22 protein-coding genes are annotated in these 24,033 nt (G+C 42.8%); 14 read left to right on the top strand and 8 right to left on the bottom strand.

The window, feature by feature from the left end; genetic code table 11:
- Positions 1 to 18 precede the first annotated feature (18 nt).
- From ftsH to ACFQZS_RS17930, 6 genes are all read left to right on the top strand, one after another.
- The gene (gene ftsH, locus ACFQZS_RS17955; RefSeq protein ID WP_377102367.1) at positions 19 to 2,130 is read left to right on the top strand and encodes an ATP-dependent zinc metalloprotease FtsH; all 2,112 of its coding nucleotides are present in this window, start codon (positions 19 to 21) and stop codon (positions 2,128 to 2,130) included.
- A 79-nt stretch (positions 2,131 to 2,209) separates the two neighbouring features.
- Positions 2,210 to 2,848 carry a LutC/YkgG family protein gene (locus ACFQZS_RS17950; RefSeq protein ID WP_377102366.1) on the top strand — a complete coding sequence of 213 codons (639 nt, stop codon included), beginning with the start codon at positions 2,210 to 2,212 and terminating at the stop codon, positions 2,846 to 2,848.
- 346 nt (positions 2,849 to 3,194) lie between these two features.
- Complete coding sequence (locus ACFQZS_RS17945) at positions 3,195 to 4,127, top strand: hypothetical protein (protein ID WP_377102365.1); 933 nt, start codon at positions 3,195 to 3,197, stop codon at positions 4,125 to 4,127.
- 14 nt (positions 4,128 to 4,141) lie between these two features.
- Positions 4,142 to 4,819 carry a hypothetical protein gene (locus tag ACFQZS_RS17940; protein WP_377102364.1) on the top strand — a complete coding sequence of 226 codons (678 nt, stop codon included), beginning with the start codon at positions 4,142 to 4,144 and terminating at the stop codon, positions 4,817 to 4,819.
- Positions 4,798 to 5,616, top strand: coding sequence for a sensor histidine kinase (locus ACFQZS_RS17935; protein ID WP_377102363.1), 819 nt, complete (start codon positions 4,798 to 4,800; stop codon positions 5,614 to 5,616). Before ACFQZS_RS17940 ends, ACFQZS_RS17935 begins: the two co-directional genes overlap by 22 nt.
- Positions 5,588 to 6,223, top strand: a complete 636-nt coding sequence (locus ACFQZS_RS17930; protein WP_377102362.1) for a response regulator — start codon at positions 5,588 to 5,590, stop codon at positions 6,221 to 6,223. Before ACFQZS_RS17935 ends, ACFQZS_RS17930 begins: the two co-directional genes overlap by 29 nt.
- Here ACFQZS_RS17930 and ACFQZS_RS17925 read toward each other — a convergent pair.
- Together ACFQZS_RS17925 and ACFQZS_RS17920 are read right to left on the bottom strand one after the other, a co-directional pair.
- Positions 6,220 to 7,305 (bottom strand): metallophosphoesterase, encoded by a 1,086-nt coding sequence (locus ACFQZS_RS17925; RefSeq protein ID WP_377102361.1) that lies wholly within the window; start codon positions 7,303 to 7,305, stop codon positions 6,220 to 6,222. The two genes, ACFQZS_RS17930 and ACFQZS_RS17925, sit on opposite strands and share 4 nt — an antisense overlap.
- Positions 7,306 to 7,361: 56 nt before the next feature.
- On the bottom strand, positions 7,362 to 8,954 hold the full coding sequence (locus ACFQZS_RS17920; protein WP_377102359.1) for a hypothetical protein: 1,593 nt from the start codon (positions 8,952 to 8,954) through the stop codon (positions 7,362 to 7,364).
- A 154-nt stretch (positions 8,955 to 9,108) separates the two neighbouring features.
- Between ACFQZS_RS17920 and ACFQZS_RS17915 the strand changes: the two genes are divergently transcribed.
- Positions 9,109 to 10,179, top strand: a complete 1,071-nt coding sequence (locus tag ACFQZS_RS17915; RefSeq protein WP_377102358.1) for a PA0069 family radical SAM protein — start codon at positions 9,109 to 9,111, stop codon at positions 10,177 to 10,179.
- Here the strand turns inward: ACFQZS_RS17915 and ACFQZS_RS17910 are convergent.
- From ACFQZS_RS17910 to ACFQZS_RS17895, 4 genes are read right to left on the bottom strand one after another with little or no spacing between them, the layout of a single operon-like run.
- Positions 10,176 to 10,682 carry a shikimate kinase gene (locus ACFQZS_RS17910; RefSeq protein ID WP_377102357.1) on the bottom strand — a complete coding sequence of 169 codons (507 nt, stop codon included), beginning with the start codon at positions 10,680 to 10,682 and terminating at the stop codon, positions 10,176 to 10,178. The two genes, ACFQZS_RS17915 and ACFQZS_RS17910, sit on opposite strands and share 4 nt — an antisense overlap.
- On the bottom strand, positions 10,679 to 11,734 hold the full coding sequence (locus tag ACFQZS_RS17905) for an ABC transporter permease (RefSeq protein WP_377102356.1): 1,056 nt from the start codon (positions 11,732 to 11,734) through the stop codon (positions 10,679 to 10,681). Before ACFQZS_RS17905 ends, ACFQZS_RS17910 begins: the two co-directional genes overlap by 4 nt.
- A complete protein-coding gene (locus ACFQZS_RS17900; RefSeq protein ID WP_377102355.1) occupies positions 11,731 to 12,882 on the bottom strand; it encodes a BT_3928 family protein in 1,152 nt (383 codons plus the stop codon). The genes ACFQZS_RS17905 and ACFQZS_RS17900 overlap by 4 nt, the downstream gene beginning before the upstream one ends.
- On the bottom strand, positions 12,879 to 13,361 hold the full coding sequence (locus tag ACFQZS_RS17895; RefSeq protein WP_377102711.1) for a DUF1599 domain-containing protein: 483 nt from the start codon (positions 13,359 to 13,361) through the stop codon (positions 12,879 to 12,881). The genes ACFQZS_RS17900 and ACFQZS_RS17895 overlap by 4 nt, the downstream gene beginning before the upstream one ends.
- A 224-nt stretch (positions 13,362 to 13,585) precedes the next feature.
- Here ACFQZS_RS17895 and folP point away from each other — a divergent pair, with 224 nt between their 5' ends.
- Complete coding sequence (folP, locus tag ACFQZS_RS17890) at positions 13,586 to 14,446, top strand: dihydropteroate synthase (protein WP_377102354.1); 861 nt, start codon at positions 13,586 to 13,588, stop codon at positions 14,444 to 14,446.
- A gap of 11 nt (positions 14,447 to 14,457) precedes the next feature.
- On the opposite strand, the gene ACFQZS_RS17885 is transcribed toward folP, so the two are convergent.
- Both ACFQZS_RS17885 and ACFQZS_RS17880 read right to left on the bottom strand, forming a co-directional pair.
- Complete coding sequence (locus tag ACFQZS_RS17885; RefSeq protein ID WP_377102353.1) at positions 14,458 to 15,213, bottom strand: LytR/AlgR family response regulator transcription factor; 756 nt, start codon at positions 15,211 to 15,213, stop codon at positions 14,458 to 14,460.
- 3 nt (positions 15,214 to 15,216) lie between these two features.
- The gene (locus ACFQZS_RS17880) at positions 15,217 to 17,010 is read right to left on the bottom strand and encodes a sensor histidine kinase (protein WP_377102352.1); all 1,794 of its coding nucleotides are present in this window, start codon (positions 17,008 to 17,010) and stop codon (positions 15,217 to 15,219) included.
- A gap of 233 nt (positions 17,011 to 17,243) precedes the next feature.
- Between ACFQZS_RS17880 and fumC the strand changes: the two genes are divergently transcribed.
- From fumC to ACFQZS_RS17850, 6 genes are all read left to right on the top strand, one after another.
- The gene (gene fumC / locus ACFQZS_RS17875) at positions 17,244 to 18,641 is read left to right on the top strand and encodes a class II fumarate hydratase (RefSeq protein WP_377102350.1); all 1,398 of its coding nucleotides are present in this window, start codon (positions 17,244 to 17,246) and stop codon (positions 18,639 to 18,641) included.
- Positions 18,642 to 18,757: 116 nt separating this feature from the next.
- On the top strand, positions 18,758 to 19,252 hold the full coding sequence (locus tag ACFQZS_RS17870; protein ID WP_377102348.1) for a fumarate hydratase: 495 nt from the start codon (positions 18,758 to 18,760) through the stop codon (positions 19,250 to 19,252).
- Between the two features lies 1 nt (position 19,253).
- A complete protein-coding gene (locus ACFQZS_RS17865) occupies positions 19,254 to 20,042 on the top strand; it encodes a S1/P1 nuclease (protein WP_377102347.1) in 789 nt (262 codons plus the stop codon).
- Positions 20,043 to 20,167: 125 nt separating this feature from the next.
- Positions 20,168 to 20,602: a low molecular weight protein-tyrosine-phosphatase gene (locus ACFQZS_RS17860; protein WP_377102346.1), complete on the top strand. Its 435-nt coding sequence runs from the start codon at positions 20,168 to 20,170 to the stop codon at positions 20,600 to 20,602.
- Positions 20,603 to 20,819: 217 nt separating this feature from the next.
- On the top strand, positions 20,820 to 21,629 hold the full coding sequence (locus ACFQZS_RS17855; RefSeq protein WP_377102345.1) for a hypothetical protein: 810 nt from the start codon (positions 20,820 to 20,822) through the stop codon (positions 21,627 to 21,629).
- Between the two features lie 82 nt (positions 21,630 to 21,711).
- On the top strand, positions 21,712 to 24,018 hold the full coding sequence (locus ACFQZS_RS17850) for an Rv1355c family protein (RefSeq protein WP_377102344.1): 2,307 nt from the start codon (positions 21,712 to 21,714) through the stop codon (positions 24,016 to 24,018).
- Positions 24,019 to 24,033: the final 15 nt, after the last annotated feature.

Genomic DNA, 24,033 nt, shown 5'->3' with positions numbered 1-24,033 from the left:
ATATTTGAATAAATTAAAATGAAAGATAATAATTCTGAAAAACCAAAACCGGTAAGGAAGATCCCTGCCAAACGTATAACTCCTAAACCCCCTAAATTTAATTTTATGTGGGTTTACGCGCTTGTTATTGCCACTTTTATAGGTATTGCTGTTTTTTCGGGAAACACCGGCGGAAGGGTAATTGATTTTAAAACTTTTGAAACGAAGATGCTTAAGCAAGGTGACGTTAACTACGTACTTGCTTACAAAAGCGGGGACCTTGTTATTGCGGAGGTTCATATAAAAAAAGACAGCCTGAAGAAATCCGTGTATGATGACACAAGAAAAGCGCAAAACACTTTTAACATGTCAGCCAATGAGCCGGAATATTCATTTTCAATGCCATCGTTTGATTTGCTTAAGCAATCAATGGATAACGCTCAGAAAGATCTGGCCGACACGCAGAAGGCTTACATAAAGTATGATCAGCGCGATAGCTTGTTATCTAACGGCCTGGTGCAAAGTGTAATTATGATAGTGCTTTTTGCAGCGGTGTTGATGTTTATTATGCGCCGCATGTCTGGCGGTGCGGGTGGTGGCCCGGGTGGGCAGATATTCAATATCGGCAAATCAAAGGCTACCTTATTTGATAAAGAATCTCAGGTTAACGTTACGTTTAATGATGTAGCCGGTTTGGAAGAAGCCAAACAGGAAGTAATGGAGATTGTAGACTTTCTGCGCAATCCCAAAAAATACACTAATCTGGGCGGTAAAATTCCCAAAGGCGCTTTATTGGTAGGTTCTCCGGGTACCGGTAAAACCTTGTTGGCCAAAGCCGTTGCCGGCGAGGCGCAGGTGCCTTTCTTCTCACTGTCAGGTTCTGATTTTGTTGAGATGTTTGTAGGGGTGGGTGCATCACGTGTGCGCGATCTTTTCCGCCAGGCTAAAGACAAGGCACCATGTATCATTTTTATTGATGAGATTGATGCCATTGGTCGTGCCCGTGGCAAAAACAATATTGTAGGTGGTAATGATGAGCGCGAAAACACCCTTAACCAGTTGCTGGTTGAAATGGATGGTTTTGGAACAGACTCTGGTATTATCATTTTAGCCGCAACCAACCGCCCGGACGTATTAGACTCAGCTCTGCTTCGCCCGGGACGTTTTGACAGGCAAGTATCAATTGATAAACCTGACCTGATAGGCCGGGAGCAAATATTTAAAGTTCACCTTAAGCCGGTTAAACTGGCCGAAGGCGTTGACGCTAAAAAACTATCTGCCCAAACGCCTGGTTTTGCCGGTGCAGAAATAGCAAACGTTTGTAACGAGGCAGCCTTGATAGCCGCCCGTAAAAACAAAGAAGCGGTAGATATGCAGGATTTTCAGGATGCTATTGACCGTGTAATAGGTGGTTTAGAGAAAAAGAACAAGATCATATCGCCCGAAGAAAAACGCATTGTTGCTTACCACGAAGCGGGCCATGCTATTGCAGGCTGGTTTTTGGAACATGCCGATCCGTTGGTTAAAGTATCTATTGTGCCACGTGGCGTTGCCGCGTTGGGTTATGCGCAGTATTTGCCTAAGGAGCAGTTTTTATATACCATTGAGCAATTAGAAGACGGTATGTGTATGACCATGGGCGGCCGCGTTGCAGAAGATATTACTTTCGGTAAGATCTCAACCGGTGCACAGAACGATTTGGAACGCATCACCAAGCTTTCGTACGCAATGGTTACCATTTATGGTATGAACGATAAAGTTGGTAATGTATCATTTAATGATACCCAGGGCGAGTACCAATTTAACAAACCGTATTCAGAAAAAACATCTGAGCTGATAGACCAGGAGGTGCGCAACCAGATAAATGCTGTTTACGCACGTACCAAACAGTTATTGACTGATAAGCGCGACGGCCTGATAAAGCTGGCTGATAAGCTGTTGGAGAAAGAAATATTGTTCCAGTCTGATCTGGAAGAGATATTGGGTAAACGCCCGTTTGATAACCGCACTACTTATGATGAGTTTGTAAACGGCCCTACGGAGTCTAATCAGGAACCGGCTGCCCATTCACTTACTCACGAAGGTGTAGCCGATCATTCAGGAACGTTTAACCGAAACCCTGAGGAAAAAGACGCATCAGGAAAAGAATAATTATTAGCAGAAAGCCAAAGGCAGAAAGCAGAAAGTAATTTTGGCTTTCTGCTTTCTGCTTTCTGCTTTAAGCTAATCAATGAGGAACATCACCACATCAAAGGAAAAACTGCTAAAGAAAATAAGGCAGGCGCTTTTAGAAAAAAGGGATAACCCATACCCTAATCTGGAAAATTTGCCGCACTATCCGCCGGCAGATGATCTGTTGGAGGTGATGTTTGCCGAGGAGTTTACCGCAGTAGCGGGTCAGTTTTCTTTTTGTGAGGATGAAGTGCAGTTTATTGAAAACCTGCTTACCCTGGCCGAAGAACGCAGCTGGCGCAAAATATATTGCTGGGAGCCTGCTCTGCAACAACTGCTTGACCAGTATGGATATCCTTATTTTGAAACAGACAAAGACTTTGAACAAGCCGAAGTAGGTTTCACCCTATGCGAGGCATTAATTGCCCGTAACGGCAGCGTACTGCTATCAAATGCCGGTATGGCCGGACGCCGCTTAAGTATTTACCCTTCAGTACATATTGTGCTGGCCTACACGTCGCAATTGGTTACCGATCTGAAAGATGGATTTAAACTGCTAAAAGAGAAATACGGCAGTAACATACCTTCAATGATAACAAACGTGACGGGCCCAAGCCGTACCGCTGATATTGAGAAAACCCTGGTTTTAGGCGCCCACGGCCCAAAAGAACTGTTTGTTTTTCTGCTTGACGGATAGAGCGTAAAAAAAGCCGACCCCAATTCCCCTAAAGGAGCCGGCTAATAGTTAGAGATGAAGGTTTAGGTAAACTGATACTTATTGTAAAAACTATTTGTCTGTCGACTAATCATTGTAAAAAGGGAAGTATCCGGCCCTTAATTTCTGATAGTATTTATTTCTACTTATTTCATTGTACTGTTAGCAATGCTTATTGCTTAAACCAAATGTCAGTTAATTACTGCTATTAAAGCAGCAGTAATTAACGGCATTTTAAACAGGGATTTACACGTAAAATACCGTGAAAAAACGGTGTATAGGTGTATTGCTTTGGTTGTAACTTCGCTGATTACCCTAACCCTAAAAAATGATGAGAAAACTATTATTTTACCTAATGCTCGCTGTAACAGTAATGGCGGGATGTAAATCTGGCGGTGATGAGAAAACTGCGGAAAGCAATGATACCTCTGCGGCCACTACAGCCCGCACTGTAGAGGTAGCTACCTCCGGCGTCACTGTTAAAAAGACACTTAACAATGTTGATTCTACCGAAGCCAGCGCTTTAATTGCAACCTACAAAAAAGCCATGGAAGGCCAGGGGATGGTTGTTGAAAATGCCAGCTATTTTTTTAACAGGCGCATGGTTGAGAAAATTCTGGCTTATCTGGAAAAAGAGGGAGGCAATGCGGATGGTATAAGGTTTTACCTCGGAAAAAAATCAGCCACGGATGCGGAGACGATGTTATTGCCGGTAACAACTAAAGCCGGTTCTGCAGCTAATAAACACACTGACTATTATGACCATGATGAGGCGCTGTTTGACACCGCCCGTATTGTAACGCTACGTGTAAATAAAAAAGGAACCGACCCGGGAGCAGTTTTATATGATAAATGCCCAACCTGCCCCGATCTGGAAAATGGTTGTAAACTTACACCCGGATCATTACCAAGAAGCTACGCCGAAAAAATGATACAAAAATTTGATGGCAAAAACATGAATACTAATGCTATTTGGCTGCCATTAAGCCTGTTTAAAAACATGGCAAAGGAAAAGAGCTTTAATGGCATAAGGGTTTATTTTGGCACATATCCTGATAAAACATATACCCCGCCGGGCCAGCCAAGTTATGAGGGCAGAAACACCATTGTGTTAACTTATGTTGACAGAAACGGTATGGATGATTTTAATTGCGACCCTTTACCGCTTGCTAAGGCAAAAGGTGTAAACGCGCTTGATGGAGGTGGTTCTGCAGGCCCGCCGCAAAATAATGGCGGCCTATGCCCTATTTTATGTGATTAACTTGCGATAGCGGAATGTCTAAATATTTTACAATGTATACCAGCGCCGAATTGATATGTCTCATTACGGCGCTGGTATGCCTTTTTAAAACGAAGGAGTTACACTGGCGCTTATTAATACCGTTTCTGCTGCTTATTACAATGGTTGAGTTTGCCAGCATTCCGCTCAAGGCATTGTATCGGGCCAATCCCATCCCTATAAATTCAACTGTATGGCTGTATAATTTACTATTGCCTATACAAATAGGAGTCTTTGTAGCGGTGTTCAACGGCATTTTAAAAAAATATGCAGCATATAGTAAAGTATTGATACTTGCCGGAGGAGGCTTTTTGTACCTGTTTTACATCTACGAACTGCTGACGAACGATGCCGGCATCTTCAATTTTAACTCAACAACTTATTCTGCAATGTCTGTGCTGTTAGTTGTATACAGTTTATATTACTATTACGTGTTACTTAAAAGCGAAGAGTATGCAGACCTTAAGAGCCTCCCGGAGTTTTGGTGGGTAACGGGTACGTTGTTCTTCTTTTTCGGAACAACGGCTTTTAACCTGTTTTACACGTACCTTTTAAAATCATATACGGGTAATAAACTATATTTATTTTACATAAGAGACCTGCTTATAGTAATTTTATACGGTTGTTGGAGCTACGCATTTATCTGTAAAAGATGGATAACATCAAACAAATAATACTACTTGCCACCTTTATATTTTTGTTGGCACCGCTGGCGTTGGTTGTTTATGTAACCATATATAACAAGCGTAAAAAGAAGCATATTGAAGAGAAAGAGCATCTCAAAGGCGTTTTTCAACAAGAGCTGCTAAAAACGCATATAGAGGTACAGGAACAAACGCTTAGCAACGTAGGCCGCGAAATTCACGACAACATTACCCAGGTATTATCATTTGTTAAACTTAACCTGGCCCTTGCTGCAAACATAAATGCCGATGCCCAGAAGAAAAAGATCAACGAGAGCCGCGATCTTATAGCCCGCGCCATTAATGATCTGCGACACCTTTCAAAAAGCCTGAACTTTGAACATATTATGCAACACGGCCTGTTAAACGCGTTACAGAGCGAAGCGGACAGGATAAACAACAGTGGTATAATACAAATAAATTTAAGGATAGAGGGGGATAACTATAGTTTGGGTGCGCAACGCGAACTCGTATTTTTTCGCATTTTTCAGGAATCGTTAAATAATACTTTGAAACACGCCCGGGCAAGCCGGATAAATATAACCTTGCAATATTCTGAACAATTGTTTAATTTGACCATCGAGGATGATGGCATGGGATTTTCGCCCGAAGAGCTGACAGGAAACACCGGCTCGGGCTTAAAAAACATGGAAAACCGGGCAGCAATGATGGGCGCTGAAACTATGCTTTACAGTTCGCCCGGCAAAGGCTGCAGCTTAAATGTTACCTTAAACCCTAATAAAAAACAATTGTACGCTGATGGAAATCCTCCAAATAGCATTAGTTGATGATCATAGCCTCTTCAGAAGCGGTATTGCCGCGTTGGTTAATGAACTAAAAGGTTATAACATTCTATTTGAGGCTTCGGATGGCCAGGATTTCATCCGGAAAATATCACCTAAACTAAAGCCACATATAGTTTTACTGGATATTAACATGCCGCAAATGGATGGCATAGCCACCGCCAAATGGTTGCGCAGCAATTATCCCGGGATCCATATTATTGTATTATCCATGTTTGAGGATGCTGAAAAAGTACTGGCCATGGTAAAACTGGGCGTTAAAGGGTATTTATTAAAAGATGCCGACCCGCACGAGTTTGAACAGGCGTTAAATAACGTGTCGCAAAACGAGGTATACTTCCCCGCCTTTGTTACCCGCCACCTCATCACCAACATTAATAAGCCTGCCGATCCGATCAAATTAAATAGCCGGGAAATAGAGTTCCTCAAATTATCGGGCACAGAGCTTACCTACAAAGAGATTGCCGACCAGATGTGCATCAGCGTGCGCACGGTAGATGGTTACCGCGACCAGCTTTTTGAAAAACTACAGATAAAAAGCCGCGTGGGCCTGGTGTTGTATGCTATAAAAAACAAATTAATAGAGGTTTAAAGTTTCAAATCGCTCAATCTGCATTCTTCCAAAACTTTACGTTCACTTACCCTGCCGCTATATTCCCATTTTACCAATCTGATACATTCATCGGCAATTTCAATTCCCGTAATATCACCATCATCAAAACAACAACAGCCGGTATTAAAGTAAGTATCAAGGTAGGCACTAAAATCCGTTACCACATCGCCTTTTAGGTGCAGTGCCGTTATTTTGTTTTGCAGCAGCGTTATCGCCTCTACGTTATTGGCAGCACGGGCATGGGCAAGTTTTTCGTAAATACTTTCCAGTTCGGTAAAAGATCTGAATACGGGCTGGTGCGTATGCCCGGTTATCAACAGTGTATTGGTTTGCTTAGCGCTCCATTCATACATCAGTCTGTTATGATCGGTTTTTAATTGCTGGTTGTTAGCAGGTGTATTAGGATTGATAGCCAAAAACGCCTGTGTTGGGCCCCATATATTTGATACAAACCATTTACTAAACCAGTTGCCATCACTTTGCAGGTCTCCTTGATGGCCATGCGTCATAAAAACAGAAATTGCGCGATTGTCTGCAACAGTTTGCAATACAATACCCTCATATATGGGAATGGCCTCGCCATATATCTGCATCAGGCTTAAAGCAGCCAGCGGATCATTATCCCAGTACAGGTCATGGTTGCCAAATATCTTTACAAAAGCTTTGCGTTTTATAAATCTCTTTTCGTTTTCAAAAGTTGCCTTGTTGTGTTTTTTAACAGCTAAAAACGTATTACCCCACAATTCTTCGCTATCACCCAAATTAATGTAGGTAAACATTTCCCGGTCATAATGATCAAGGGCAGCAAGGTAATTTTTTGATGATCGCGTAAATATATCGGCACCGTCCCGGCTACCCTTATGCTGATCTGAAAGAACAATGAATTTGTCTTTTTTTCCATCAAACGGAATAACCAGCCCACGTTTGCCGGGGTTGGTTATTATTTGCTGATAAAGTTTGGACAGGGCGCTATTTACACGTCGTTTATCTGGCCTTGTTGAATATTTATTAGCCAGTTTTATTACAGTAGGGGTTAATAAACGCTTTATAAACGAAGCCATAGTCTATTTAAAGGAAAACACCCCCTGGCCCCCGATGTTTTTAAGGCACAAAACTATTACGGAACTATTTTGTAAATAGCACCTATTGATGGGTAAAACGGAAAGTTTTTGGCATTGCTTACATAAATATTACCTGCGTTATCCATTGTCAATCCGGTAATATCGCTCCCGCTTACAGGGTTTAGGTAAGTGTTTGAGCTTACAGCATCTTTAATTTTATACAGATACCTGCCGTTTGATAAATAAATAGTGCCTGTTGCATTTACTGCCATATTGGTTACAAGCGATGAATTTATAATTATTGTATTACTGCCTAAACCTCCCTCAAGGCTTAGGGGTATGGTACTAACCAATCCCGATGCTGTAACTTTTCTGAAAGTTCTGCCGCCTCCGTCTGTAAGGTACAAGGTGTTAGTTTTGGTGTCAAAAACCATTGCTGTTATATCAACAAACCTGGCAGCCACGCCCTGCCCATCAAATTGTACCAGGCCATTTACAAATACATCACCATGTCCAGACGATTCGTTATGACCCGCAAACGTGCTTACCTCGCCGGCAGGTGTTATTTTTCTGATCACCTTCGCGTCATTTACGTATAAATTGCCGGTAGATGGATCAATGGTCAAACAGGTAGGACTTAAAAATTTAGCATTAACACCCTGCGCGTCAGTAAATCCCTGTGTGCTGCCCGCAAAAACGCTTAAAGTGCCTGCCGGGGTTATTTTAAATATTTTAAAGCTGTTTTCGGTCGGCTCAAATTTGCCGTTAGCCGTGTAAGAAGTACCGGATGATACATATATATTTCCGCTGGCGTCAACCGCGGTGCTCCCCAGAATCAAAGTGCTCACATTGCCTATTGTAGCCAAAGTTGTAGTAACACCACTGGTTGTTACCTGTACTACCGTATTATTTACGGTGCCGTAAAAATTGCCGGCAGCATCAATTGAAATGTTTTTTAGACGGGAGGCGCCGGTGCTAACGCTGGTTAGGGTAGAAGGGAGAATTTTAAAATCCTTGTCATAGCTCATCACCAAATTATCATAAGTAGTTAGTACCAGTTCTCCGCTGGTTGCGTTGTTGGGTATAGTAAAATATACCGCCCCTACATCTACCGAATCTATAACTACAGGGCTACCGTTAAGGGTTACTTTGGTCCTGGCTATATTACTGCTGAAAGTGTAGCCATATATCGCCATTTTACTGCCCCGCATAGCACCGGCGACGCGCAGCCAGTCAGCCAGTTTTGGCTTGGGTGCCTCAACGCCAAACCCCATGCCCTGAACTACAATGCTTTTACCATTAGTAATAACGGTTATGCCATAACCTCCCGGAACCGCGTTATCCGGCACATTAACTGATATAAAGGACTCGTCGCCTGCTATTGCGTTAGCAGTTAAGTTGCCAAACATTATTTTACTTTCTCTGAAATCCTTGCTGAAGTTGCGCCCGACAACAATAAAACCACTATTAGGTGGCCCGAAATTTCCACCGCCCATGGTACCGGTTACTACCGGCTCTGTATCTGTTACAGTTTTTGTATCATCGGGATATGGCTCTTTGTGTTTTTTGCAGCCTGAAATAAACAGGAGGCCGGATAACAATAGTAAAAACGTGATACAGGTAAAAGCGTATTTATTTAATACTTTCATTTTATTAGTAGATGAAAAAATTGCGCACCGTAAATGTAGCTAAACTATTAGTTAAGGGCATCCCCCATAATGGGGGATTTTTTGTGTTAACGGCCGCGTAACAATATTTCTATACATTACACAAATTTGCTAAATATTTTAGCAAATTTGTGTAATGGCACATCAGGAGAATCCCGAATTTTTTAAGGGGCGCGGGGCGCAGGTAAATACAGACAACAAGTTTTTAAAACGTAAATATGTTCTTGACCACATAGAGGGTTTAGACGAGCCATTGTTAGAGAACAGCGCTACGCAACTTTTTGAAGAAACGCCCAAAAAGATAGTAAGCGAATCAAACAGCCCTGATCTGAGCCATATGTATTCTATCAATCCTTATCAAGGTTGCGAGCATGGCTGCATTTATTGTTACGCGCGCAACAGCCACGAATATTATGGCTTTAGCGCCGGGCTTGATTTTGAGCGCAAGATTGTAGTAAAAAGGAATGCGCCCGAATTGCTCGAATCTTATTTTAATAAGAAAAACTATCAGCCGGTTACCATTATGATGTCCGGGAATACGGATTGTTACCAGCCCATTGAGCGCAAGCTTAAAATAACCCGCAAGCTGCTGGAAATCTTCCTTCAATACAAAAACCCGGTAAGCATCATCACAAAAAACAATGTAATACTGCGCGACCTGGATATTATAAGCGAACTGGCCCGGCTTAACCTTATCCATGTAAATTTATCTATCACATCATTAAATGAGCAGCTACGGCAAAAGCTGGAACCGCGCACGGTAACGGCAAGCGGCAGGTTAGGCGTTATTCAAAAACTGGCCGAAAAAGGGGTTCCGGTTAGGGTAATGGCTGCTCCTATTATTCCCGGATTGAACAGCAACGAAGTACCCGATATTATTAAAGCGGCGGCTGACAGAGGGGCCATGTCTGCGGGGTTTACTATTGTTAGATTGAACGGTAGTATTGCTGAAATTTTTACAGACTGGATCTATAAAGCATTTCCGGACAGAGCCGAAAAGGTACTTAACGCCATTAAGGCTTGCCATGGTGGCAATTTAAATGACAGTGATTTTGGGCGACGAATGAGTGGGGAAGGGCAAATAGCGCAATCCATTCAGCAGTTGTTTAAAATGGCTTGTAACCGTTTTCTGGCAGGCAGGGAAATGCCGCCATTAGATCATACTTTGTTTATCCCTAAAGGCGGCAAACAAACAACGCTGTTTTAGGCTGATGGATTTACCAGTTCTGCTAAGGAATCAGGCGTCATGGTTATGCCGTCAACAATATGGGTAGCCTGCTCATAAAAGCTTTCGCGTTCGGCCAGCTTTTCGGTAATAAAGGCTACCAGTTCATCGCCGTGCTTGCCTAATATAAGTGGGCGGGTGGTTTTGCCTTTATCCAAACGTTCGGCCAAAGTTGCCGGACTCAATTTTATGTAGAGGGTTTCGCCATTGGCATTCATCCAGTCCATATTATCAAAAAATACCGGTAGCCCGCCGCCGGTTGAAACCACAACATTTTCGGGGTATGGCGTTTCTTTAAGCATCTTTGATTCTAATAAGCGAAAGGCATCCTGCCCGTGCTCGGTAAAATACTCGGTAATAGTGGTGCCCACCTGTTCTTCAAATACCTTATCAAGGTCAATAAAATCATACTCCAGCCTGTTAGCCAGTTTACGGCCCCAGGTGGTTTTACCGCAGCCCATAAAGCCCACAAAAAATATTTTCATTGTAATTTAACTCTCGGATCTATCCAAACATAAACAATATCAACCAGGATATTGATCATCACAAAAATAAAGGCGATGAACAATATAGCGCCCATTACTACCGGAAAGTCTGACATTTCAAGCGCGTGCACAGTTGTTTTCCCTAAGCCGTTGTAGCCAAAAATGTACTCCACAAAAAAAGAACCCGCCATTAATGACGCAAACCAATTGGCAATAGCGGTAACAACAGGGTTAAGCGCGTTTTTCAACGCGTGCCGGTAAATAATAGCGCCGCGGCTAAGCCCCTTTGCTTTGGCGGTACGAATATAATCCTGACTTAAAACATCTAACATGGCATTGCGTGTAAGCTGCACTATAATTGCCAGTGGCCGTAAACCAAGCGTTACCATGGGCAATATCAGGTTCTTCCAATTAATTACTTCGCCTTTAAAAGGATCGTACCCATATAAACTGCCGGACATGTTTAGCCCCGTATAATTGCTTAACACGAAACCGAAGATCCACGCGATTATAATTCCTGCGAAAAAAGACGGAGCAGATATCCCCAAGGTTGAAAACGCCAGTGCTAGGCGGTCAACCCAGGTCTCCTTGTAAAGGGCGCTTAAAACCCCTAAAAAAATGCCTATTACAATTGCAAAGACCATAGCTGTAGTGGCCAGCACCAGCGTATTGGGAACAACTTCTAACAATAGCGAGACAACATCTTTACTGGTTTGGTAGGAACGGCGCAGGTAGGGCCATTTTAATGCTATAGTTTTTGTAGCAGATACAGAAACTAGCGGTACAAATTTATATCGCTCCCTGTCTGTTTTTAAATGTATGCCAACGGGCGAAAGATCATTAATATAATAAGCAAACTGAATGTGCAATGGCTTATCTAAACCAAACTCTTTACGTACGGCTTGTAATGATTGCACATCGCCGCGCTGGCCCTGCGTCATACGGGCGGGATCAACAGGGAGTACATTGAATAAGAAGAAGACTACCACCACTATGCCTAACATAACTGCCTGGCTGTAAAAAAACTTGCGAAGCAGGTAGCGGCCTATCATTGCTGCGGAAAGTATTGTTTTACCAGATCATCATAGGCGGGCACCGTATGGTAATGCCATTTGTTTATAATAGTGCCGCCCTTTAATAATAGTACGCCCGGGTTGGCTCTTACCATTGATTTAAGCGGAACACCGTCGGCATAAAAAATTTCGCTTATTAAATGGTACCGTTTGGCAAATGCTTCTGCCTCTGTTGCCGCGGCCGAAGTAAGCAAAATGGTGCGGGTATTAAAGCTTCGCGTTAAATTAATGGCAAGGGCATTTATACGAATGATGGCGGCAGTGTCTGTGTGGTTCAGATCATAAGCAACAATAAACAAATTGTTAAATGGGTTAGCTAATAGCTCCTGCGTGTAGTTATTGCCTTGTGCATCCTTTATTATCAGGTCCTGTATTTTAGGCGTAAAACCTTTTTTTATCAGCTTGCTTTCCGGGTTGCCCACCACTTCCCAGTTGCTATCCTTCCAAATACCGCTGCTGATGTATTCCTTATCGGTTACTTCTTTGGTCTCGGCGGTTTTTTTGTTTTTCAGGTTATAATTAACCTGGTATTCATCAGGAATAGCGCCCGGAGGCGTTTTCATGGCATCCGGAATATTCGCGCCAACCTTATAAGGCAAAAAGTCTATCACCGGTAAAAAGTTGTAAGTGTACAGGCCAAACCCTAACGCAACTACTGTAGCTGCTATCAGCAGCTTGTCGCCTGTTTTAGCGCTGAAAAGGGGTTTAATGCTTTCTTTGTTTTTAAACAAAACCAAAATCAGCAACAATAAAATAAGGTCTTTGCTGAAAGATTGCCAAGGGGTTAATGGTATGGCATCGCCAAAACACCCACAGGTTTGCACCACTTTGAATGCTGCTGAGTAAAACGTAAGGAAAGAGAAGAAAATAATGAGCAGCAATAACCCCCAAACATTTTGTTTAGCGCGTACCCCAATAAGCAAGGCGAAACCCATAATGATTTCAAGAGCGCAAAGAACAATAGATAAGCTTAAAGCCAGGCCGTTTAAAAAGGTGATATGGAAAACCTCAAAGTATTCTTCCAGTTTATAGGAGAAGCCCAAGGGATCATTGATCTTGATAAGGCCCGAGAATATAAACAGCAGGCCAACAAAAATGCGGCAAAACCATATCAGGCCATTTTTCATTTTACTCCCAATTTTATCAATGCGAATACTGAGTAATTTAATATATCCTGGTAATTAGCTTTTATACCTTCGGATACCAGGGTTAGGCCTTCATTATCTTCTATTTGCTTAACCCGGCGCAATTTCATCAGTATCAGATCAGTTAATGAACTTATGCGCATTTCGCGCCAGGCTTCGCCGTAGTCGTGATTTTTAGCAAACATCAGTTCCTTTGTTTCAGTCGCTTTTTCATCAAATAAATCACTTACTTTATCTGCCGCAAGTTCAACCGGTGCGTTTTCGTCACATTCCAATTGCATCATGGCTATTATGCAATAATTAACTATGCCAATGTATTCGCCTGTTATATCCTCATCAACTTTTGATACTTTTTTTTCTTCGAGCGTGCGGATGCGCTGCGCTTTTATGAAGATCTGATCGGTGATAGACTCAGGGCGAAGGATACGCCAGGCTGTACCATAGTCATGCGTTTTCTGCATAAAAAGCCCTTTGCTTATGGCTATTACTGCGTCGTATTCGGTTGATGTATTGCTCACTCTAATTATGTTGTAAGTTGGAGGTTGTGTGTTGTAAGTTTTTAACGCGGTGCAGGGTTTGTATTAAACCACATGTTGCGCCCCGGGGAGGTTTCGCGTTATTAATTAAAAGTTGAAGATATGAAGTAACTTTACAACATTCCAACTTTGTAACATTTCAACAAACAGTGGCTAAAGATACATTTTTTCATAAAAAGATAACCCTTAACGCCAAGGGCAAACTCATTGATTTGAGTACGCCGAAAGTGATGGGTATTATTAACCTCACACCCGATTCTTTTTTTGAAGGGAGCCGCAACCAAAGTGTTGATGATGCCCTGCAACAGGCAGAAAAAATGATGAATGGTGGCGCTACATTTCTTGACCTTGGCGCTTACTCGTCTCGCCCCGACGCGGATGATATTTCTGTACAGGAGGAATTGGACAGGCTGTTGCCTGCGGTTGAAGTAATTGCCGGGAACTTACCGACTGCTGTTTTATCTATTGACAGCTTTCGCGCCAAGGTGGCCGAGGCGGCAATTAACGCGGGTGCGCATATCATCAATGATATATCGGGCGGGCAACTGGATGATGAGATGTTTGCCACCGTTGCCAAACTTAAAGTACCTTATATATTAATGCATATGAAAGGTAACCCCAAAACCATGGTGCAATTAGCAGAATATGAGGATGTATTTAATGAAGTGTTTGATTACTTCAACACCCGCATTCATAAGCTAAGGCAATTAGGTGTTAATGATGTAATAATAGACCCGGGTTTTGGTTTTGCAAAAAAGCCCGAGCATGGTTACGCGCTATTGAGCCGACTGGCGGAGTTTCAGCAGTTAGGCCTGCCACTCCTTGCAGGCGTTTCCCGTAAAAAAATGATCTACGGAACTTTAGGCATTACCGCTGATGAGGCCCTAAATGGTACTACCGTTTTGAACACCATTGCGCTAACAAAAGGCGCATCTATTGTACGGGTGCACGATGTAAAGGAAGCTGTGCAGGCGGTTGAATTATTTAGTATGATGAATAATAAGGGTTAAGCGAAAGCCCATCACAGTTTAAACTGCGCTGCCAGCATATCCTTCACTTTAGTGCGGTTGATCTTTGAAATGGGGATTTTTGTGCCATCCTTCAGCAACAGGCTGCCGCCATCCTCGCGAATCCAGCTTTTAATGTAGGCCATGTTAACCAGGTGGGTTTGGTGCGTTCGCAAAAAGTTGTATCGCTCCAGCATATCTGCATATTCTTTCAGCGTTTTTGATACCAGCACCTTTTCGCTATCTTTCAAGAAAAAGCGGGTATAAGTGTTATCGGCTTCACAATGCATAATGTCACTCACATTTACATATCGCGTTTCGCCAAACATAGGCAAAGCAATGCGCGGACTAACCTGTTTTTCATCTTTAAGGAACTCCAGCAAATGGTCCAGGCGTTCATGCTTTTTATTTTTTTGTAGCGCCTTTTGGGCCTTTGCCAAAGCAGCCGTAAGCTCGTCAATATCTATTGGCTTTAACAAATAATCTAATGCTGCAAATTTTATAGCCTGTATGCCATATTGATCATAAGCGGTAACAAAAATTATGGCAAAATCTATTTCGTCAAGCTGCTTTAGCAAATCAAAACCCGAGTGCCCATGTAACTGAATGTCCAGAAAAACCAGGTCGGGACGGTGTGTTTTTATGGCGATGGCGGCTTCGTTAACGTCGCCCGCCACCGCTACCACCTGCACATCAGCTGCATAAACTTTAAGCAACTGCTGCAGGTTTTCCTGGTTTGACACTTCGTCATCAACAATAATTGCTCTCATTTTTTATAGCCAGTTTTTTAATTCAATGGTTATTACAGTGCCGTTATCAGATGGATCTATATGCAGCAAGATATGCGTATTTTTATGAATGCTGTTAAGCAATGTAATACGTTCGCGACAAAGTTTTATTCCCTTTCCATTAGCCAAATCACCCTTAAAGCCGTTGCCATTGTCTCGCACTTTCAATAAAATACCATTGTCGCTTTGGGTTATTGAAACATCCACTTGTCCTTTCTCTTTCAGTGCCGATATGCCGTGTTTTACAGCGTTCTCTACAAAGGGTTGCAGCAGCATGGCCGGGATCTCAATTTGCAGGTCTAACCGCTCGTCAACCTTTAGGTTATAATTAAAACCAAAGCGGGTTTGCTCCATTTGCAGGTAATCGTTTAGCAGATCAGTTTCTTTTTCAATGCTGATCAGATCCTTCTGGCCATCATCCAACACGTTACGGGTAAGCCTGGCAAAGCGGGTGAGATACTTGTTGGCATCCTCAATAGCATTTTTATTGATCAGGTTCTGTATACCTGCCAAAGCGTTAAAAATAAAGTGCGGGTTTAATTGGGATCTTACCGATTGCAGTTGCAGGGTAGCTATCTGCCTGTTTTGCGCCTCCTGCGCCAGCTTACGTTTTTGCCTATTACGATAAAGTGTAAAATTTATGGCTACGGCGGTCATCAAAATAAGGATAATAGATATTACTGTTCTTAAAGGGATGTATTTTTTTTCCGCAGGCAATACTGTAAAGGTAATGCTGGTGGCTAAACTGTCAAGTTTGTGAACCGGCCACCCGCCGTGTTTTACAAGCCATGGGGTAAACGTAATTTTATATTTTCCGGGTGTTCTCCAAATATCTTTAATAACCTCTATCCTGTTATTTGCTTCGCCCAGTTGAATCGTTTCGGTGCCGTTTTCGGTAGGCCTGGTAAGCGTCACTTTATTGTTATAGGCGATATCCCGGTTTAGTAAATGAAAGCTCACGTTCTTTACAGAGTCATCTGCCCTGAATCTTATATCGTTTTTATCAATGGTCTCAATAAAATCTTTTACACTCACGGGCCGTTGAAAGCTAACATATTTTTCACCTATCATTCTCCCATAAGTTTCTACAGTTCGCTGTGTATCCGTCAAATATTTTGCATACAGTGATCCGTCGGGCAAGGGGTGTTTGGCCGAAAAGTATTGTATTGCGCTATAAATCTCCGGCTTTTCTGCCTTACGCCAGTCAATAAATGCGGCGTCAGAGTAGGCATAATTATTTACATTATATACTTCAACTTTTAATACCTGTCCGGGTACATAATCAAATCTACCCAGATAAGCGTAAGTTATTTTACCGTCTGCTGTTTTCTTAAAAACAGTGGGTTTGGTCCATGATACTAACTCTTTTCTGTTGTTTTGTACAACGTGGTATCTAAAGTCTTTAGCATTTGCCGGGGTAATATCAGCCGCGGCAAACTGCACAGCGCAATTGCCATCAATAATAATGCTGTTATCACCTTGTTGTCCCCTGTAAATTTCGCTTTTCTTACCGCTGCCACCAGTAAAGCCTATCCCTAAAAGTTTAGCCGACTGGCTAAAAAAGTAATGCTCTTTAGCTAAGCTTCGCTTTAATATTTCTTTATTAATAATGGCCCTTTGCACCGCCGGAGATTTGTTTAAACCGATATAATGGACGCCGTAACCATTCCAGTATTTGGGTAGCATGGCGGTGTCAATTTTAATTTTTTGCCCGGGAGCTGTAGTATATATAAGGCATATAAAGCCGGTTGCTATAATTTTACTAATGTGCAGTTTCATGTCTGTTTAGTTTTAGGTGTTAATAATTGATGTAAAACTGCATAGTGTGCTAAACTTACACAACCGGTAAACAGTAAACAAGCACCGGCGATTAGTATTTGGGGTGATTAGCGCCAAAGAGTAAAGTAATAATTGATTTTTAACCGATTTCCCTCAGCAAATTTTTACACATAAAAATTTATTTAGCAAGCCTTTTAGCCCTACCTTTGCCGCGTAAAAAAATAACAATACCAATGAGTTTCAGAACCGAACATGATACCATGGGGCCTGTAGAGGTACCTGCAGACAAATACTGGGGCGCGCAAACCCAACGCTCGCGCAATAACTTTAAAATAGGTGCAGAAGCATCAATGCCAACAGAAATTATTGAAGCTTTTGCTTTCCTTAAAAAAGCCGCTGCATACACCAATACAGATCTGGGTGTATTACCCGCTGAAAAGCGCGACCTGATTGGCAAAGTATGTGATGAGATTTTAGCCGGCGATTTGGCAGGAGAGTTTCCGCTGGTAATTTGGCAAACGGGTTCGGGCACGCAATCAAACATGAACGTGAATGAGGTTGTTGCTAACCGTGCGCACGTTATTGCAGGTAACCAACTGGGCGAAGGCAAAACCTTTGTTCATCCTAATGATGATGTGAACAAATCACAATCATCAAATGATACTTACCCAACTGCTATGCACATCGCGGCTTATAAAATGCTGATAGATGTTACCATCCCTGGCATTGAGAAGTTACGCAATACTTTGCAGGCAAAATCTGAAGCATTTAAAAGCGTGGTTAAGATCGGTCGTACGCACCTGATGGATGCTACACCACTTACTTTAGGTCAGGAGTTTTCCGGCTATGTTTCACAATTGAACCATGGCTTAAAAGCGTTGCGTAATACATTAGATCACTTATCAGAATTAGCTTTAGGCGGTACCGCTGTTGGTACCGGCATCAACACGCCACAGGGCTATGATGTTAAAGTAGCAGAATATATAGCGCAGTTTACAGGCTTGCCTTTCCGCACCGCCGAAAATAAATTTGAAGCATTGGCCGCGCATGATGCTATTGTAGAGAGCCACGGCGCTTTAAAGCAGATAGCCGTATCATTAATGAAAATTGCTAACGATATCCGTATGCTGGCTTCTGGTCCGCGTTCTGGTATTGGCGAGATCCATATTCCGGATAACGAACCTGGCTCATCTATTATGCCGGGCAAGGTTAACCCTACCCAAAACGAAGCGGTAACCATGGTTGCGGCACAGGTAATGGGTAATGATGTTACCATATCAATAGCGGGCTCAAACGGCCATTACGAACTGAACGTATTTAAACCCGTTATGGCCGCTAATTTCCTGCAATCGGCAAGATTAATTGGAGATGCATGCGTATCATTCAATAATAATTGCGCTGTTGGTATTGAACCAAATTACGAGGGTATAAAAAAACACCTGGAGAACTCGTTGATGCTGGTAACGGCGCTTAACCCACATATTGGTTATGAAAAGGCTGCTAAAATAGCTAAGACAGCGCTTAACAACGGCTCGTCATTGCGCGAGGCGGCTATAGGCTTAGGCTACCTCACTAACGAGCAGTTTGATGAGTGGGTACGCCCTGAGGATATGATTGGCAGCTTGAAATAACAGTCCAAATTATTTTGTCATTCTGAGCGACAGCGAAGAATCTTGTACGCATTGCTAACCGCTTTTATAAGATTCTTCGCTATGCTCAGAATGACAGTTCTTTTTTAATTAAGCAAATGCAAAAAGCTTTTACCTTTCTCCTTTTAGCTTTAACCTTAGCAAGCTGCTCATTGAACCCAAGCTTTCAGGGCAAAGGCGAAGCTTCATTGCAGGGCGAATGGAAGCAGGATACTATTGCTATGCAAAATCAACTGCTTAACTACTCGCTATATGAGTTTAAGTTTAGTTGCGACTCCGTTTACGGCACTATCCGTAGCTTTAGCAAGGTTAATAATGGCTATGATACCTGCATGAACGCCGGAAAATGGGCAGAGTATTTCCGTGGAACCTATGAGCAAAAGAACGATACGATGCGCATTAAGGGTAACTTTTGCAATGCCGATTTTAGCCTGAAAGGTCCCGAAGGATGCTTCCGGTCTGGTGTATATCAGGACGTTTTTAAAGTAAGTAGACAGGGCGACTCTCTTGTTCAGCTTTCAAGCACATCTAATGTTATCCCTTTAAATCTGCGTTTAACACATAAATTAGTTTGTAACCCCAAACCCTTGTGATATGAAAACATTTAAAAAATTAATTACAGGTATCGCATTATTTTACATCCCGCTGCAAACAATGGCATGGGGCAATAACGGACATCGGATAACCGGACAAATAGCTGATAGTTATTTAACACCTAAGGCTCGCGCGGCCATAAAAAAAATATTAGGTAATGAGCCTGTTTCAATAGCAGGTAATTGGGCCGATTTTGTACGCTCTGATCCTAATTATAAATATACAGAAGTATGGCATTTTGTTGATTTTGACAGGCAAATGGCTTACCCCGAATTAACGGAATATTTAGAACATGACAACAGTGAAGATGCTTACACCAAGCTGAAATTTTTTGTTGGAGAGTTAAAGAAAAAAAATTTGCCGCAAGATAAAAAATTGATGTATCTGCGCTTTTTAATACATCTGGTAGAAGATATACACCAACCCATGCATGCGGCGCTGAATGGAACGCAGGGCGGCAACAGCATTAAATTACAATGGTTTAATGAGTCAACCAACCTGCACACCATATGGGATAGTAAGCTGATAGATTTTCAGGCGCTTAGTTATACAGAATACGCGGCACTGATAAACCATACTACGCCTGCGCAACGTGCCGAATGGCAAAAGGCGCCTATAACCAAATGGGTATTTGAATCCGAAGAAATATCAACTAAAGTTATTGCTGAAGCTAAGACATTGGACCTTCAGGCATACAATTATAACTTTAAATACATTAGCACAATTAACCAGCAACTACTAAAAGGTGGTGTAAGGTTAGCGGGATTATTGAATCAGATATTTGGATAGTTTATAGATACGTGGATGTGCAGATGGGAAGATGTGCAAATGTTTTTCTGAATGTAATATCAACGGCTTATTTGCTAATCAACATATCTGCACATTCGCACATCTGCATATTTGCACATTCACAAATGAAGATACTAATGGTATGCTTGGGCAATATTTGCCGCTCGCCGCTGGCAGAGGGTATAATGCAGCACCTGGCCGATAAAGAAGGACTGAACTGGACGGTGGACTCTGCCGGGACCGGTAACTGGCATGTGGGCGAAGGACCGGATAGACGCTCGGTAAAGGTGGCGGGTAATTACGGCATAGACATTAGCAAACAAGTATGCCGCGTGTTTAAGCCCGCAGACTTTGATGAATTTGACCATATTTTGGTAATGGACAGATCTAACCTGGCAAATGTGCTGTCGCTGGCGCAAAACAATGAGCATAAAAGTAAAGTAAAACTTCTTTTAGGTTCAGCCGTGGTGCCCGACCCTTATTATGACGACAATCTGTTTGACCCGGTTTTTAAATTGATTGAACAAGGTTGTAAAGATTTTATAAAGACTGTGGCATAAACGTTCTTTGATTACGCAACAGAACTCTAAATTTGGGTTCTGTTTTTATGCGCCCTTTCCAAATTAATTATTATTTTACGATACTAAAACCTAAAGTTGTAAAAACAGCTTATTAAGTATATTGTTCGTCAGAATAGGGTAGCTTTTAGCAGTTTTTACATTTGTATATACTACCAGGTTACCCTATTTAATATTTAGTTGCTTTTGATTGATTGAAATGGAAGGCATAATAGACAAAGACAAACCCGAAGTACGTTTGAGGGCCTTTAGGGCAATTGACGAGCCGGAAACATGCGCGCGGTTTATTGAGGGCCACACCCATGTTTTAACCAGCATAGGCGTCACCAAAGTATCCTACAGCAAAAACGAGTGGGTAAATAATCCCGGCGCATTTGTAATGGTGGTCGAATCGTTAGATGGGATGCGGGTTTTTGGCGGGGCCCGGGTACATGTTGCCGGAGGAAGCGAGCCGCTCCCTATTGAAGCCGCTACAGGGGCTATGGATCCCGGCATATTTGACCTGGTATGGAAGTTTGCCCAACATGGCACAGGCGAGCTCTGCGGGCTTTGGAATTCGCGCGAGATCGCCGGTTATGGCATCGGTTCAATATTTTTAATCCGTACGTCTGCCGCTATTGCCTACCAAATAGGGTTACAATCTATGTTTGCGCTTTGCGCCCCTTATACTATTCCGCCGGGGCAAGCGGTAGGAATGGAAATTGAGACCAGCATTGGCCATAGCGGTACCTTTTACTATCCTAAGCTTGACCTTGTTGCCACCACCATGATAGTTAAGGATATACCTACATTGGCTAAGGCTTACGAAGAAGATAAAGCCGCGATTATAAAGATCCGCGAGAATCTTAATATCACCAGAACAGAAGTATTGCGTAAAAAGGAGCTAACCATCCATTACGAAATAGCCATACCTAATTTAGATAAGTGGGATTTACAGGCAGTAATAGCAAACGCCAAAAAAACTTATTTGCAAACTAAAATAAAAGAGGAAGACCTGGACTTTTTATAATAAAGCATAACGGAACTGCAATAAACCATAACGATTTAATTTATGGTGCGTATAAAAGCCCTCTGACCACATTTTATCAGCTATGAAAAACATACAACATTTGCAAGCCGGCACCGAAGAAAACCGCGTTTTTAAGCCGCTATTGTTGCGCCTTGTAAATGCGCCGGATAAGGAAGTTTTTGACAGGTTGATTGCCGGTGGAAAAGTGGTTTTTGTAAATGATGAGATCTACACCCAATTGCAGGAACTGGTAAAAAGCCTCAACCCCTCCATACGTATTAAAGCGGACGATTATCCGGCTATGATAACGGAGCATTTAAAGGGCCATGATATTGATACTTACGGTGTGTGGGCCTATTATCCCTGGAGCAAACGTTTAGTGCATTTGTTGGATGAGGAAGAGTTTGTTGAGGTGCGCACCAATCGGAATCAATATAAAATTACGCGTGCAGAGCGTGATACATTGGCAACCAAACGTATAGGTATAGTTGGCCTTTCGGTGGGGCAGTCTATAGCGCTTACCTTGTCAATGGAACGCTCATACGGCGAGTTGCGACTGGCCGATTTTGACGTGCTTGAGTTAAGTAACTTAAACCGCATCCGCACAGGTTTGTATAACATGGGTGTACCTAAAGTAGTAATAGCCGCGCGGGAAATAGCCGAGATAGACCCGTATTTAAATGTTAACTGCTTTTTTGAAGGTCTTACCGACGCTTCAATGGACGACTTTTTCCTAAAGGATGGCAAACTTGACTTGTTGGTAGATGAGTGCGACGGATTGGACATAAAAATTCTGTCGCGTTTTAAGGCCCGCGAACTCGGCATTCCGGTTATTATGGACACCAGCGACCGGGGCATGTTAGATGTTGAGCGTTTTGACCTGGAACCCGACAGGGAGATATTACACGGCACAGTACAAAATGTTGACCCCGGCAATATAAAAGAGCTAACCAACGAAGAAAAGATCCCTATCATACTGCAAATGCTCGGCATTGAAAATGTATCACTCCGTGCACAGGCATCAATGGTTGAAGTAGAGCAAACTATTAACACCTGGCCGCAGCTGGCCAGCTCTGTAACGCTGGGCGGAGCGATAGGGGCTGATGTGGCCAGGCGTATTTTGCTTGACCAATATCATGACTCGGGGCGTTATTACATCGATTTGGAGGAGCTGATAGCTGATAAAGATAAAAAGCAACCGGCAGACGAAGAGCGGGTTAACCCCTATACGCCTTTAACGGCAAACGAAATGAAGCAGCTCGCAGCTTCGGCAGCTGTGCAAAGGCAACCCGACGAGATTAAACCTGACCAGGCGATTATACATGATTTGGTTAAAGCTGCCAATGCCGCACCTTCTACCGGGAACGACCAGCCCTGGAAATGGCTTTACAACGATGGTGTGCTCTATCTTTTTCATGACAGGCACCGTTCTTTTTCCTTTGGCGATTATCGCAATACGGCTTCATTTATTACGTTTGGGGCTGTTTTTGAGAATTTGTATATCCATGCGCTCGGGCTTGGTTTAGAAGCGCGATGCCGGTTTGCACCTGTTAATGGCCAAGAGCAATTGGTTGCGGCAATAACGTTCGGTAATGCTGAAGATACTGCTACATCCGGCGAAGTAAAATCGTTAGATGCGGCTATCTACAGCAGGCACACCAATCGTAATCCGGCACCTAAAAGCATTATCGACCCAAATAAACTTAACGATCTTAAAGCGCTTACAGAAACTATCCCCGGGGCCAAATTAAAATGGTTTACTGATGATGCTGACTTAAAGGGCCTGGGTGATATAATAGGTGCCTGCGACAGGATAAGACTACTGAATAAAGAGGCTCATTACGATTTTGTGCACCACGAAATGCGCTGGACAACAGAAGATGCCGAGCAAACTTTGGACGGCATTGATATAAAAACCCTTGGGTTAAGCAATTCGCAACTGGCGGCCTTGGGCGTTATAAAAAACAAGAACGTGGTACGTACCATAAACCAGCTTCGCGGCGGTAAGGCGTTGGATATGCTGGCAAAACGCACAATAGCATCCGCGTCGGCTTTATGCCTGATAACCCTGCCAAACCGCAACCTGGAGGGTTTTTTTGAAGGAGGCCGCGCTATGGAGCGCTTTTGGCTCGGGGCAACTAACCTTGATATCGCAGTGCATCCGGTAATTTCGCCGCTTTATATTTTTCCGCGCGTTTTTTGGGGAAATGGAGAAGGGCTTACCGAAGAAAATGTGGAGGAATTAAAGGTTTTGAGAGAGAAGTTTAAGGCTATTACCGGCATTGAAGATGACCTTGCCGAAGTGTTTTTGGCCAAAGTTGCCATAGCACCAGAGCCGGAATTAAAAAGCCATAGATTGCCTGTTGAAAAAACACTGATATTTGAGTAGCCGTTAAACCGAAAC

Source organism: Mucilaginibacter calamicampi (genome assembly GCF_042676765.1).
Classification (GTDB): Bacteria; Bacteroidota; Bacteroidia; order Sphingobacteriales; family Sphingobacteriaceae; genus Mucilaginibacter; species Mucilaginibacter calamicampi.
The sequence above is the reverse complement of the archived record's forward strand: the minus strand, read 5'-3'. Positions and strand labels throughout refer to the sequence as shown.